Annotated in this window: 11 protein-coding genes and 1 tRNA gene; 10 read left to right on the forward strand and 2 right to left on the reverse strand. The window is 59.1% G+C overall.

Going from position 1 to position 13176, the window contains the following annotated elements:
- Positions 1 to 8 precede the first annotated feature (8 nt).
- Genes JQN68_RS01835 through JQN68_RS01850 form a run of 4 tightly spaced genes read left to right on the forward strand, consistent with a single transcriptional unit; the run spans position 9 to position 3594 of the window.
- A complete protein-coding gene (locus JQN68_RS01835; protein WP_225072998.1) occupies positions 9 to 806 on the forward strand; it encodes a 6-carboxyhexanoate--CoA ligase in 798 nt (265 codons plus the stop codon).
- 3 nt (positions 807 to 809) lie between these two features.
- On the forward strand, positions 810 to 1985 hold the full coding sequence (gene bioF, locus JQN68_RS01840) for an 8-amino-7-oxononanoate synthase (protein WP_225072999.1): 1176 nt from the start codon (positions 810 to 812) through the stop codon (positions 1983 to 1985).
- Complete coding sequence (locus tag JQN68_RS01845) at positions 1979 to 2788, forward strand: alpha/beta fold hydrolase (RefSeq protein WP_225073000.1); 810 nt, start codon at positions 1979 to 1981, stop codon at positions 2786 to 2788. The genes bioF and JQN68_RS01845 overlap by 7 nt, the downstream gene beginning before the upstream one ends.
- The gene (locus JQN68_RS01850) at positions 2785 to 3594 is read left to right on the forward strand and encodes a methyltransferase domain-containing protein (protein WP_225073001.1); all 810 of its coding nucleotides are present in this window, start codon (positions 2785 to 2787) and stop codon (positions 3592 to 3594) included. Before JQN68_RS01845 ends, JQN68_RS01850 begins: the two co-directional genes overlap by 4 nt.
- 53 nt (positions 3595 to 3647) lie before the next feature.
- Here the strand turns inward: JQN68_RS01850 and JQN68_RS01855 are convergent, their stop codons facing one another.
- Both JQN68_RS01855 and JQN68_RS01860 read right to left on the reverse strand, forming a co-directional pair.
- On the reverse strand, positions 3648 to 4826 hold the full coding sequence (locus JQN68_RS01855; RefSeq protein ID WP_225073002.1) for a class I SAM-dependent rRNA methyltransferase: 1179 nt from the start codon (positions 4824 to 4826) through the stop codon (positions 3648 to 3650).
- Positions 4823 to 5128 (reverse strand): ArsR/SmtB family transcription factor, encoded by a 306-nt coding sequence (locus JQN68_RS01860; protein WP_225073003.1) that lies wholly within the window; start codon positions 5126 to 5128, stop codon positions 4823 to 4825. Before JQN68_RS01860 ends, JQN68_RS01855 begins: the two co-directional genes overlap by 4 nt.
- Positions 5129 to 5235: 107 nt before the next feature.
- Here JQN68_RS01860 and JQN68_RS01865 point away from each other — a divergent pair, with 107 nt between their 5' ends.
- From JQN68_RS01865 to gltX, 6 genes are all read left to right on the forward strand, one after another.
- Entirely contained in the window at positions 5236 to 6030 is a 795-nt protein-coding gene (locus JQN68_RS01865; protein ID WP_225073004.1) for a DUF3108 domain-containing protein, read from the forward strand.
- 117 nt (positions 6031 to 6147) lie between these two features.
- Positions 6148 to 7797, forward strand: a complete 1650-nt coding sequence (locus JQN68_RS01870; RefSeq protein ID WP_225073005.1) for a putative manganese-dependent inorganic diphosphatase — start codon at positions 6148 to 6150, stop codon at positions 7795 to 7797.
- A 483-nt stretch (positions 7798 to 8280) separates the two neighbouring features.
- The gene (locus JQN68_RS01875) at positions 8281 to 10410 is read left to right on the forward strand and encodes a carboxy terminal-processing peptidase (protein WP_225073006.1); all 2130 of its coding nucleotides are present in this window, start codon (positions 8281 to 8283) and stop codon (positions 10408 to 10410) included.
- A gap of 55 nt (positions 10411 to 10465) precedes the next feature.
- Positions 10466 to 10539: transfer RNA gene (locus JQN68_RS01880), tRNA-Cys, on the forward strand.
- A 202-nt stretch (positions 10540 to 10741) separates the two neighbouring features.
- A complete protein-coding gene (amrB, locus tag JQN68_RS01885) occupies positions 10742 to 11545 on the forward strand; it encodes an AmmeMemoRadiSam system protein B (protein WP_225073007.1) in 804 nt (267 codons plus the stop codon).
- A gap of 190 nt (positions 11546 to 11735) precedes the next feature.
- Entirely contained in the window at positions 11736 to 13133 is a 1398-nt protein-coding gene (gltX, locus tag JQN68_RS01890) for a glutamate--tRNA ligase (RefSeq protein ID WP_225073008.1), read from the forward strand.
- Positions 13134 to 13176: the final 43 nt, after the last annotated feature.

Below are 13176 nucleotides of genomic sequence, written 5' to 3' on the forward strand. Positions count from 1 at the left end.
TTTCGCCCATGAGTCAGACTTTGTACAGTATTCGCATGCGGTCAGCCCGCGACGGACGCCATATTTCCGGCGCCGAGCGTCTGGTGCCGGCCGGCGAACTTGAGGGCCTGGCAGGGTTTTTGGTGCGACGCGCATTGCAACATCCGCGGGGTGCCGCCGCAGAAATCCAGCTGACCATCGAAGAAATTCCACCTGGGCGCCTGAACCGGGGTCATCTGCCCGATGTCCATACCCTGCGGGTCGCCAACTTCCGACAGGGTCGTCAGGCCGCCCTGGTGCTTTTGGAGCGGGCCGGTGTCCGGATGCAGGCTGCCCGCCAGGCCATCGAACGCCTGGCTGCCGGTGCCGCGCCGGATGGCGGCTGCATGCGTGGCGCCATGCTGGTGGATGCTCGTGACGGTCACCGAATGGAACCGGATCCGGCCCGGGGCATCCGGGCCAGCCACATGGATCTGGACCCTGCAGCCGAGGAGGAGTTGCGCCGGCGCCTGGCGCCGTATGCCTTGGACAACGAGCATGTGCGCGACGCCCTGGTTCTGGCGGCCAAGGTTCTGGCAACCCCGGGGTTGGTGGCCGAGTTGTGCTGGTCCGATGATCCCGGGTATGTGACCGGCTATGTGGCCACCCCTCGGGACGGTTACCTGCGTATCAGTCATCTCAAGCCCATGGGCGATGAGTTGGGGGGGCGGGCCTTTTTTGTGCGGCCGGGATGCTGTTTGGACGCGGTTATGGAGCACTTGGAAAAATCGGTCTGGATATTCGACAGGGTGGGGCGGATCCACCCTCCCATGGACTGGCAAGGATGAATCATGGAACTTTGGCGCAAACAACTGCAGCAGCTTTCCGCCGCGAACCTGTTGCGCACTTTGCGTACCGTCGATGGCGCCCAGGACACCCGGATCACCCTGGGCGATCGCGAGGTGTTGCTGTTGTGTTCCAACAATTATCTCGGCCTGGCCAACCATCCCCTTTTGGTCGAGGCGGGCTGCCGCGCCCTGCAGGATTACGGCGCCGGCAGCGGCGGCAGCCGGCTGATCTCGGGCAGCATGCGCCTGCATGCCGACCTGGAAGACCGGCTTGCCGCCTTCAAGCACACCGAGGCGGCGCTGTTGTTCAATTCCGGGTATGCGGCCAATACCGGGATCCTTCAAGCTCTGCTCGGCCCTGATGATGTCATTTTTTCCGATCAACTCAATCATGCCTCCATTATTGACGGTTGCCGGTTGAGCCGGGCGCGAACCCTGGTGTTTCCCCATGGTGATGTGGAGGCTCTGGAACGGATGATGGTTGCCGAACAAGTCCGGCGCAAAGGGCTCTGGCTGATGGTCACCGACGGTGTGTTCAGCATGGACGGCGACCTGGCACCCTTGCCGGAACTGGTGCGTCTCAAGGAGCGTTTCGATTGTCTGCTGATGGTCGACGATGCCCACGGCACCGGAGTCCTGGGCGAAACGGGCCGCGGCACCGCCGAATATCTGGATTGCCTGCCACAGATCGATATTCATATGGGGACCCTGGGCAAGGCCCTGGGCGGATTCGGGGCCTTTGTCGCCGGCTCCCGCCCGCTGGTCGACCTGCTCATCAACCGGGCCCGCTCCTTCATTTTTTCCACCAGCCTGCCGCCGGCAGTGGCTGCCACCGCCCTGGTTGCTTTGGATCTGGTGGCCGGAGCGGAAGGACGAGCGCTGCGAGAGTCGCTGCATGCCAACCGGGTTCGGTTCCTTCAGAGCTTGAAGTCGGCCGGTCTCCAGGTGATGGAGCAATCGACCCCCATCATTCCCATCCTGACGGGGGAACCGGCTGCGACCATGGCCGCCAGCGCCCGATTGCTCGAAGAGGGTTTTTTTGTGCAGGGGATCCGGCCGCCCACCGTTCCGGAAGGGTGTTGTCGACTGCGGGCCACGGTCATGGCCACGCATCGGGCAGAAGAGTTGAAACAGGCGGCGGTTCGCATCGCCGCCGCAGTAAGGAGTGATGTATGCTGAAATTCGCCATGCTCATGGGCGGTCGACGCCTTGCCTACCGGGACTCGGGACATGGCCCGGCACTGGTCATGCTGCACGGCTGGGGTCATTCATCCGTGGCCTTTGAAAGGGTGCGGGACTGCTGGAACGGTCCCGGGCGCCTGCTGGCACCGGATTTGCCGGGGCATGGCCACAGTGGGCCGGGCCGGGGTTACGAACTGCCGTTGGTGGCGCAGGATCTCCTGGAATGGCTGGATGAACTCAATGTGCAGGATCTGGTACTGCTTGGCTGGTCCTTTGGCGGGCAATTGGCTTTAGAAATGGTGCGGCATCTCGGTGGTCGAATGCGGGCGCTGCTGCTGGTGGCAAGCACTCCCTGTTTCGTCCAAAAGGACTGTTGGGCGGCCGGACAGCCGGTGGGCCGGCTACGCCTTCTGGAGCGTCAGTTAAGGCGGGATTTTCTTGGTGGTCTGGAACGATTCTTCCGCAGCCAGTTTCAGGGGGAGACCCTGGCCAACGACCTCCTGGAGGGCTTGTGGAGCGAACAGTTGCGCAGAGCCGACCCGCCAAGAGAGGACGCCACTCTGGCCGGGTTGCGGATGTTGGCCGGCAATGACTGGCGCACATCCTTGCCGGTACCGGCCTGTCCGGTGCTGGTCCAGCATGGAGCTGAAGATGTCGTCATCCCAGTTGCCGCCGGCCGTTTTCTGGCCGAGCGGTTACCGGGCAGCCGCTTGGAATTGTGGAGCGGCTGCGGTCACGCCCCCATGCTCAGCCGGCCTCAGAGTTGTGCCCGGCTGTGGCAGGAATATCTTGTTGAATGACCGGGAATAAACCGGATCGGATCCGGGTGCGGCGCAATTTCGAGGCCGGTGCGGTCAGCTATAATCACCATGCCCGGGTTCAGCAGCGGGTGGCGCAACAACTGACCGAGGGTATCGCCGGGCTGACACTGCCGGCCGGGCCGATCCTGGAGGTCGGCTGCGGAACCGGCAACCTGACCCGGTTGCTGCGTTTGGCGCTTCCGCAATGCCGGATGCTGGTCCTGGACCTGGCGGGAAACATGATCCGGGCTTTGGACCGGGAACTGCGAAAGGATGGTGCGGTGGTCGCCGATGCCCGCGCCCTGCCGCTTGCAACCGGTTCCATGGCCCTGGTCTGCGCCGCTTCCGTCTATCAGTGGATACCCGAACTCCCTTCGGCGTTTGGCGAGGCCCAGCGGGTTTTATGCCCCGGCGGCCAGTTTGCCTTCGCCCTGTTCGGGCGCGAAACCCTTTGGGAGCTGCGCGAGGCCTATGGGGAAGCAGCCAGGGCCTGCGGTCGGCCGCTGCCGAATCACCTGCTGACCCTGCCGACCATGGCGGAGGTAGGACGGAGTTTGTCCGACGCCGGCTTGACCATCCGCCAACTGGAGCAACAGAAGGAGCAGGATGAATTGGACAGTGTCGCCGATCTGGTCCGTTCCCTGAAACAGATCGGGGCTCAAACCGCCGGTGGTCGCGAAGCGGGAGGTCTGACCTCCCGCCGATTCTGGCAGGAGTTGGAAGCGCGCTACCGGCGCGGGTTTGGCCATGAACGGGGAATTCCGGCAACCTATCAGGTCATCTACGGTTTGGCGGAAAAGCGGTAAACCTCCGTATGGCTGATGCGTCTGAGGCAACAATCGCTGAAAAGGGGGGGGCTTCAGTCGCAGGCCTGGAGAACGGCGCATTTGAGGTATTCGGTTTCCGGACAGGAAAGCAGCACCGGGTGATCGAAGGACTGCCCGCGCATTTCCACCAGACGCATTTCCCTGCCGGCCTGACGGGACGCATGGCGTATGGTGTGCAGGAAAGTATCCCGATCCATGTGATGGGAACAGCTGCAGGTAAACAGGTATCCCCCCGAAGCCAGCAATTCCATGGCCCGGCGGTTGATGGTCAGATAGCCCTTGATGGCTTCGGGCAGGCGCTTGCGGCTTTTGACAAATGCCGGCGGGTCCAGAATGATGGTTCCGAACCGGTGTTTTTCCTGCCGCAACCGGCGCAGCAGTTCGAACACATCGGCCTGCACGAACCGACAGGTGGACTCCTGGAAATTGAGCTGGGCATTGGCTTCGGCCAGCGCCACCGCCGTCGGCGAGATGTCCACCCCAAGAACCTCGGCAGCGCCGAAACGGGCCGCATGGATGGCCCAACTGCCGGAATAACAAAACAGGTCCAGCACCCGTTGGTCCTCGACCCGGTTCTGCAGCGCCAGGTGGTTTTCCTTCTGGTCGAGAAAATGGCCGGTTTTCTGTCCGCCCAGGATATCGACCCGGAAACGCAGGCCGTGCTCGATGATTTCCACCGGCTCCGGGAGGCTGCCATAAAGCAATTCCACCTGCTGCGGCAACCCTTCAAGTTCGCGTACGGCGGCATTATTGCGGGCGACGATGGCCCGAGGTTGCAACAGGTTTTTTAATGCGGCAAGGATCAGGTCGCGACGGTGCTCCATGCCCAGGGTCAGGAACTGAACCGCCAGCACATCCTGGTAGCGATCCACCACCAGGCCGGGCAGATGATCGCCTTCGCCATGGACCAGGCGCAAGGCGCCGGCATTTCCGTAGAGGGTGCGGCGATGCGCCAGGGCATGTCCGATGCGGTCCAGAAAAAAATCGGCGGTGTCGATGTCCGCGGCTGCCCGTGACAGGATCCGGGCGGCGATGAGAGAATGGGGGTTATAATAAGCGGTGCCGAGGAGTTCATTGCCGGCACTCAATACCTGAGCTGCGGTTCCAGGTTCCACGGATCCTTCGATTCGTTGGATTTCGTTGCTGAATACCCAGGGGTGACCACTGCGTATCCGACGCTCATGGCCGGGTCGAAGATGCAGACGAATCATGCCGGACCCGCTTTTCCGAGGAGCGCTTGGATAATCGCCTTGGCATGGTCGGAAACCACGGAATAGTAAACTTCAACGCCGCTGCGGTGACCTTCGATGATGCCTTTGTTCTTGAGCAAAGCCAGATGCTGGGATACGGTCGCCTGCGGTAAGCCCAGGCATTCCCAGATATGTTTGACGTTGCAGGAACCGGACAGCAGTCCGGCAACGATTTTCAGGCGGACCGGGTGGCCCAATACCTTGAGGATATCCGCTTCGCGCTGGTACTCGCAATTTTTGTTGAACTCAACAGGTGTTGGCATGATGAAAATCCGATGGTGTTTTTAAATTGATTTGAATATATGAATATTATTGGCAGGTGGTGCTGATGTCAAGGAATTAACCGACTGGACAAAAAAGGAAATTGGCTATGCGATATCTGATTGGGCTGGTAGCACTGCTGTTTTGCTGGCAGGCAGGGACACTACAGTCTGCTGCCCAGGAACCGCCGGCCACTGTGGCTGGAGGAACCCTCGTTGCGGAAAAGCTGCATTACGATATTTCCTTTCTATGGCTGAACCGGGCTGCGGAAGCCCAAATATCCCTACAGCCCGACGGCCATGACGGGCGTTTTCGGGTGGAGCTCGAAGCTAAAACCCTCGGTTTGAGCGCTTGGGCGACCGGGGATCGCCGACAGCGTTTCGTCAGTCTGGTACAGAAGGATGAGAAGGGGGTTCTGCGCACCCTGAAACATGATTCCGACACCCACTCCACCAAACGGGGAGCGACCCGCAGTCGTTTGAAACATCTCCGTTACGATGCAAAAGGACGGAAAATCATCCAGCAGGTGGTGCGCAACGGCAATCGGAACCCCGAAGAGGTGTTTACCTTGGATGGTCCCATGCCTTTTGATTTTTTGGCCGGCTTTTACAATTTTCGCGCCGGTGCATTTGGTCCTTTGACGGTTGGTGCCCAATTCCGGATTCCCACCTTTGCCCGTGGGCAGGAATCGGAAATCAAGGTTCGGGTGCTGACGTCGGAGGAGGCCCTCAGGGCCAGGCTGCCATCCAATGGTCTGGCGATTCGGGTGAACATGGATCCGGAGGTCTTCGATACGGGGGACGGCACCGTCTATGTCTGGTTTGACGCCCAGGGACGGCCGGCACGGGTGATAGTGAAAAATGTGGTCGGTTTTGGCGATGTGCGGGGCACCTTGCGCCCCTGATCGGTCGCCGTCCATCCTCTGAAGACCACGAACGAGAACGCCCCAATCCGGATGCAGGGGCCTATGCAGTTGGCATTGCATGCACCTAGGCCGGCAGGACCGGTTTACGGGAGGAACATGGGAGTGGAACGCATTTATGTAGTCGGACATCGAAATCCTGATTCGGATTCCATCTGCAGTGCCATCGGCTATGCGCAGCTGCGCAGGATGCAGGGGCTGACCCAGGTAATGGCGGCGCGCGCGGGCAACATCAATCGTCAGACGGAATTCGCCCTCGAATACTTCGGCGTACCGCAACCCGAACTGCTCACGGATGTCGTGCCGCGGGTCGGCGATCTGGTCCGGCGGCCGGCGGTAACCATTGCTGAGAATGCCCCTCTGGCCTGGGCCGTGGATCTGTTTCACAGGCATGACATCGGCTTGCTGCCGGTGCTCGATGCCATGGGAGCGCCTCTGGGTTTGCTGCTGCTGAAGGAGGTTGCCAAACGTTTTCTGGTGGCCGGGCAGAATGAGGGGCTGCGACAGGTGCGTACAACGGTCGACGGCCTGATTAAAGCATTGCAGGCGCAGGTTCTTCACGCGGTTCAAGCCGCCAATGTGGAAAACCTTGATCTGTATGTCGGCGCCATGGAGTTCGCCAGTTTCCGAGAGCGGTTGAAGGGCACGGATTGCCGTCGCCTGCTGGTGCTTACCGGGGATCGGCGCGAAATTCAGGAATACGCCATCCGCCTGGGAGCAAGAATATTGGTTGTCACCGGCGGCAAACCGGTCGCCGAGGAACTCTTGGCGGAAGCCCGGGACAAGGGTGTTACCGTGCTGGGAACAGCCTTCGATACGGCAACCGCCACCTGGTTGGCGCGGCTGTCCACCCCGGTTTCGGAATTGCTGGAACCGGAATGGGCCTCCGTCGGCATCAATGAACCGCTGGATGAGCTGCGTTTCAAACTGCTGGAAAGCGGTCTGCCCGGCGTTGTGGTTCTGGATGAGGACGGCAGGGTGGAGGCCGTTGGCACCAAGAGCACGCTGCTGGCGCCGTGCCCCATCCGGTTGATCCTGGTCGACCACAATGAATTGAGCCAATCGGTGCCGGGGGCCGAGCGGGTCGAGGTCCTCGAGGTGGTCGACCATCATCGGCTGGGTAATTTTCATACCGATTTGCCGATTCGATTCATCAATCAGCCGGTGGGCAGCACCTGTACCATTGTCGCCAGCCTGTATCAGCAGGCCGGCCTGGTTCCTGACCGGCCGATTGCCGGCCTGTTGCTGAGCGGCTTGTTGTCGGATACCGTGATTCTCAAATCGCCGACGACTACCGACCTGGATCGGGAACTGGCCGTCTGGCTCGCCGAACTGGCCGGGGTGGATGCCATGGAGTTGGGCGAAAAGCTGTTTGCCGCCGGCAGCGTGCTGAGCGCCTATGCCACATCGGAAGAGCTCATTCTGGCCGATTTCAAGGAATACCGTATCGGCAACCGTCTGTTTGGCATAGGGCAGGTGGAAGTGGTCAATTTCGTAGAATTCGATGCGCGCAAAGAGGATATCGCACACAGTTTGAAGAGCCTGGTGGAAGCACGCGGTATCGATCTCGGCGCCCTGCTGGTGACCGACATCGTCCGGGAGACAAGCCTTTTACTGGTAGCCGGGGCTCGCGAGTTGACCCGGCGCATCGGTTTTCCGATGCAGGAAAACAACCTGTTCGAACTGAAAGGAGTTCTGTCTCGCAAAAAGCAGTTGCTACCGCATCTGCTGCGGGCGTTCAAGGAGTGAATCACCAGCCGATTTCCTCGTCATGGATCCGCGTTTCCCGGTCCAGGCACGGTACAGGGGGTATGAACGGCCCTGGATTTTTCTCCCCCTCTCAGATTGTTGATGGATAATTATTGCCACCTCTTGGCTGTTTTTTCGCCCCTGCTCCGGGGGGGTGGAAAGCTTTTTTATTGTTTGTCCTCGCCTCCAAAACATGGTATGAGTCATAGGGGCTGTGGCCGAGGAAGGCCCGGGGAACGGGCCGCATCAAGGTCCCGGGCCACCGCTTTAGACCAACCTTTGGCGCGGGATTAGGGCGCTGGTCTTCCATCTTGTCTTTCGTTCCTCTCCGCCATTCCTGCAAATTCAGAAGCCCGGGTTGCTCTCCGAGTCAGGTCCATGCATACTTTGCAGGCAGAGATTCCCTGACTTACAGGCGCAAGGTATGCTCAGAGTTCAGGTACCGGTCAAATCGGACTGCACTTTTTGAAAGATGATCCAAAAATGGTCCGCAAAGTCAGAAATATTGTCATTTTCGTCGCTCTGGTTCTGGTCGCCTGCGGTGCTTTCGGTCTCTGGGCGGTTCCCTTGGCCAAGGATTCCGGCGATACGGAAGCCCTGCGTACCCGACTGCTGGCCCACCTGATCCAAAACCAGTTGGCGGAAAACCACTACAGCGGCAAAGCCGTGGATGACGTCTTGTCCCGAGCGGCTTTCGAGCTATATCTGGAACAACTCGATTTTCAAAAACGTTTTCTGCTCCGGGAGGATGTGGAGTCACTCCGGCATTATGCCGATCGCATCGACGATGAAATGATCAGTGGCGACATCCAGCTGGTACGTGCCGGTTCCCGGTTGCTGCGCCTGCGCATTGCCGCGGTGCAGGATATGGTGCCCCAGTTGATGGCCAAGGAAGAAGATTTTCAAAAGCAGGAATTTTTTGAGACCGATCCGGCCAAGCGTGATTATTGCGGCACTCTGCAGGAACTGCGCGAGCGCTGGCGCCGGATGCTGAAATACCAGGTTCTGCTGCACTATGCTGAATTGCTTCTGGACCAGCAGGCCAAGGCGGATCCGGCGGCGCTGGCGGCAAAACCCTTGAATGAAGACCTGTTGCGGCAGGCAAGGGAAAAAACCCTGTCCAGCACCCGGCATCTCTTGACGCGATTGCTGAACGAGTCGGAGCGGGAACATCTGGAGCGTTACCTTAATGCTTTTGCCAGGGCCTTCGATCCGCATACCAACTATCTGGCTCCTGACGAAATGGAAGATTTTGAAATCAGCATGAAGGGGTCGCTGGAGGGCATCGGTGCGACCTTGCGAGAGGACGAAGGTTTTATTCGGGTGGTGGAAATTCTGCCGGGCAGTCCGGCCGCCCGGCAAGGGCAGTTGCAACCCGAAGACATTATTTTGAAGGTGGCCGAAGGCAAGCGCGAACCGGTGGATATTACTGATACCCGGGTTCGCCAGGCGGTGCGCCTGATCCGTGGCCGAAAAGGGACCGAGATCCGTTTGACGGTCCGCAAACCGACCGGTGTAACCCTGGTCATTCCCCTGATCCGAGATGTGGTGGAAATAGAGGAAGGGTTCGTCAAATCTGCTGTGCTGCCGCTGCCCGGAGATGGGTCCGCTAAAATCGGCTATTTGCGCATTCCTTCCTTCTACCGGGATTTTGAGGGTAATCGCAATGGCCGGGTGGCCCGGAATGTTACGGATGATGTCGAGCGGGAACTGAAACAGCTGCAGGACCAGGGTGTGGTCGGTCTGGTACTGGATTTGCGCAACAATGGTGGCGGGGCACTGACCGACGCCATCAGTATTGCCGGGCTGTTCCTGCCCCAGGGACCTATGGTGCAGGTTCGCGACGGCCAAGGCGACATGACTGTTTTCAATGATCAGGATGTGCGGATTGTATATCACGACCCTGTTGTGGTCCTGGTCAACCGGTTCAGTGCCTCCGCATCTGAGATTCTTGCGGCAGCTATTCAAGATTATGGGCGGGGGTTGGTGGTTGGCGGTGACGGTACCCATGGCAAGGGAACCGTACAGGGAGTGTTCAGTCTCGATCAGGCCCTGGAATATGGGCCCCTGCGAGGCCTCGGCCCGCTGGGCGCTTTGAAAGTCACCATGCAGAAATTTTACCGCATCACCGGTGCCTCGACGCAAGTCAAAGGAGTGGTGCCGGACATTGTTCTGCCCGACAGCCTGGAATTTTTGAAAAGCGGCGAACAGTTCAGCAAAAACCCCCTGCCCTGGGATACCGTGGCGGCCGTGTCCTTTGAGCCTTGGTCCGAGCCACGGCCCGATTTGGAGGCCTTGCGACGGCAGAGTCGGGCCAGGGTATCGAGGGATGCGGACTTCGCCGCCATAAAAACGGAAAACCGGCGCAATGTGGAACGCAGCAAAAACAGCCTGCGCTCCCTGCGTCTCGCCGCAATGGTGCAGGAAATGGCGGAATTGCGCAACGTTGATGAGGGAGCGGAAATGCCGGGGTGGTTCGGCGGCAGGGGCACGAAAAACGGGGATCTTTCCAGCATCTTGAAAAAAGATCCTTACGCCAGGGAAGCCGCCGCGGTTCTGTCCGATCTGCTGCAGTTCATGGCCGGCGATTCCCGCCAAGTGGTCGGTTTTTGAATTTTATCCTTGACACCTCAAGGCCCATTTTGTTATCAATATCGAGCTTTTGAAGGGCCCCGTAGCCAAGTGGTAAGGCAGAGGTCTGCAAAACCTCCATCACCAGTTCAAATCTGGTCGGGGCCTCCAAATCAAACTGAAAAGCCGGCGCCAGCCGGCTTTTTTTGTACCGTCCCAATTACCGTTCTTGCTAGACGGCATTTTCATGCTAGATTTGGCATAGTCGTCCTAACTGTTGCGGCGACAAGTATTTTTTGTCCGGATGGCAGAACCTCGTACTTGCCTTTTGCGTGAGGTCGCCGAGCGGGCAAACAGAACGGGGAGGTCAGCCATGCGACGTGCGCCGGCGGTGGCCGGTCAGTTTTATCCTGGCAAATCTTCTGAATTGCGGGCGCTGGTGGAAGAATATGTGACCACCGCTGTGGCGCCTCGACCGGCCATTGGTCTTATGGTGCCCCATGCCGGTTATCTCTATTCTGGCGCCATTGCCGGAGCCACCTTTGCTGCGGCAGTTTTGCCTCCCAGAATCATTCTTCTTGGCCCCAACCATACTGGACACGGCAAGCCCATGGCGGTGGCCGCAGCCGGGGAATGGGTGACGCCCCTTGGCGAGACTTCTATCGATGCCGATCTTGCCGGTGAAATCCTGGCTGCGGATAGCGGTTTGACCGACGATGCCCTGGCCCATCGTTTCGAACATTCTTTGGAAGTGCAACTGCCCTTCATTCAGGTTCTGGCTGCTACGGCCAGGATCGTCCCCATTTGCCTCGCCCCCGTTCCCCTGGAACGACTGCTTGACTTGGGCCGGATACTGGCTCGGGTGATCAGCGCCCATACCGAGCCGATTTTGCTGGTTGCCAGTTCCGATATGACCCATTACGAACCCGGCGCCACCGCTCGCCGCAAGGACCAACTGGCTTTGGACCACATCTGTGCCTTGGACGCGGAGGGTCTTTTCTCCACGGTCGTCAAGCATAATATCAGCATGTGCGGGGTGGTTCCGGCCGTGGTCATGCTGGCCGCCGCGCAGGAGTTGGGTGGGCGCCAGGGAACGGTCATTCGCTACGGCAATTCGGGTGACGTAACCGGCGACCAAGCCGAAGTTGTGGGCTATTCAGGCGTTTTGGTTGATTAGCGGGAGCGGCAAAAGAACTTGTCAAGCCGGCAGGATTGCAGTATAAGAGGGGGGGCTGTCAGGGACAGCCCCTTCCTTTTTCCGCATTCCAAATGTTCACACCAAACCATCCGTTTTAGAATGTTGCAATTTCAGTATTTAATTTCAGGAATGAACCTCTGCATGGATTTCTTCCTGACAGGAGTCGAGCATGTCGAAGTTGCGTGTACGTTTTGCCCCCAGTCCCACCGGCTATCTCCATATCGGCGGCGCGAGAACCGCCTTGTTCAATTATTTGCTGGCACGCAAGGAAGGCGGTTCCTTCATTTTGCGCATCGAGGATACGGATGTTGCCCGGTCCACCCAGGAGTCGGTGGATGCCATCCTGCAGGCCATGGAATGGCTGGGAATGCAGTGCGATGAAGGGCCGGTTTTTCAATCGGCCCGCTTTGATCTTTATCGACAGAAGGTCAGGCAGTTGCTGGACCAAGGCCTGGCCTATCGGTGCTATTGCACTGCGGAGGAACTGGAAGCCAAGCGTGAGCAGGCGCTCCAGGAGGGCCGTAAGCCCAAGTATGACGGGACCTGTCGCGCGTTGCAGGGGACTTTTTCAGAGCGACCCTTCGTGGTGAGGTTTCGAGCTCCAGGTTCCGGTGCCACCACTTTTGAGGATCGCATCAAGGGCCCCATAACCTTTCAGAACGAGGAACTTGACGATCTGATTATCCAGCGGTCCGATGGCACACCGACCTATAATTTCGTGGTCGTGGTGGATGACGCCGAGATGGCCATCAGCCTTGTTGTACGCGGTGATGACCATATCAACAATACGCCGCGTCAGATCCTGCTTTATCAGGCGCTGGGCTATCCGGTGCCGGATTTTGCCCATGTCCCCATGATCCTGGGTGCCGACAAGAGCCGCTTGTCCAAACGGCATGGCGCCACCTCCGTCATGGCTTACAGGGATATGGGCTACCTGCCTGAAGCCTTGGTCAACTATCTGGTACGCCTGGGTTGGTCCTGCGGCGATCAGGAAATCTTTTCCATGCAGGAATTGATCGAGAAGTTCAGCCTTGAAGCAGTCGGAAAATCGGCCAGTGTATTCAACCCGGAGAAATTACTTTGGCTCAATGCCCACTATATCAAGCACGGCGACTCCCAAAGGCTCGGCGAATTGCTGACCGGACATCTGGTCCAAAAAGGCATTGAGGTGGGCGACGGGCCGGCTCCTGCTGCCGTTGTGGATGCTCTCAAGGAACGTGCCAAGACCTTACTGGAAATGGCTGAGCAGGCGGCCTGTTATTATCGTTCCGAAGTGGTTTTCGATCCGGATGCGGCGGCAAAGTTTCTGGTTCCTGCCCTGGGATCGGCATTTGAAACTCTTCTGCGTCGCATGGAAGGGGAAGGGGATTGGCAGGAATCCACCCTTGAGCGGGCCTTCGAAGAGGTGTTGCATCAAACCGGCCTGAAATTCGGCAAATTGGCCCAGCCGGTACGTGTTGCTCTCACGGGAGGTAGTGCCGGACCCGGTATCTGTCAGATCATGGTTCTCCTCGGAAAAGAGCGGACCCTGGCGCGTTTGCGGCAAGCCATAGGGATGCTGGCCTGAAGGTCAAAGGGGCGAAAATGGCCTGCAAAAAAGGCTCCGCGGT

Source organism: Desulfuromonas sp. CSMB_57 (genome assembly GCF_020194955.2).
Lineage (GTDB): Bacteria > Desulfobacterota > Desulfuromonadia > Desulfuromonadales > Syntrophotaleaceae > JAFCIY02.

Coding starts and splice junctions, on each gene's coding strand:
- JQN68_RS01835 (WP_225072998.1), top strand. CDS start 9: ATGAGTCAGACTTTGTACAGTATTCGCATGCGGTCAGCCCGCGACGGA.
- bioF (WP_225072999.1), top strand. CDS start 810: ATGGAACTTTGGCGCAAACAACTGCAGCAGCTTTCCGCCGCGAACCTG.
- JQN68_RS01845 (WP_225073000.1), top strand. CDS start 1,979: ATGCTGAAATTCGCCATGCTCATGGGCGGTCGACGCCTTGCCTACCGG.
- JQN68_RS01850 (WP_225073001.1), top strand. CDS start 2,785: ATGACCGGGAATAAACCGGATCGGATCCGGGTGCGGCGCAATTTCGAG.
- JQN68_RS01855 (WP_225073002.1), bottom strand. CDS start 4,826: ATGATTCGTCTGCATCTTCGACCCGGCCATGAGCGTCGGATACGCAGT.
- JQN68_RS01860 (WP_225073003.1), bottom strand. CDS start 5,128: ATGCCAACACCTGTTGAGTTCAACAAAAATTGCGAGTACCAGCGCGAA.
- JQN68_RS01865 (WP_225073004.1), top strand. CDS start 5,236: ATGCGATATCTGATTGGGCTGGTAGCACTGCTGTTTTGCTGGCAGGCA.
- JQN68_RS01870 (WP_225073005.1), top strand. CDS start 6,148: ATGGGAGTGGAACGCATTTATGTAGTCGGACATCGAAATCCTGATTCG.
- JQN68_RS01875 (WP_225073006.1), top strand. CDS start 8,281: ATGGTCCGCAAAGTCAGAAATATTGTCATTTTCGTCGCTCTGGTTCTG.
- amrB (WP_225073007.1), top strand. CDS start 10,742: ATGCGACGTGCGCCGGCGGTGGCCGGTCAGTTTTATCCTGGCAAATCT.
- gltX (WP_225073008.1), top strand. CDS start 11,736: ATGTCGAAGTTGCGTGTACGTTTTGCCCCCAGTCCCACCGGCTATCTC.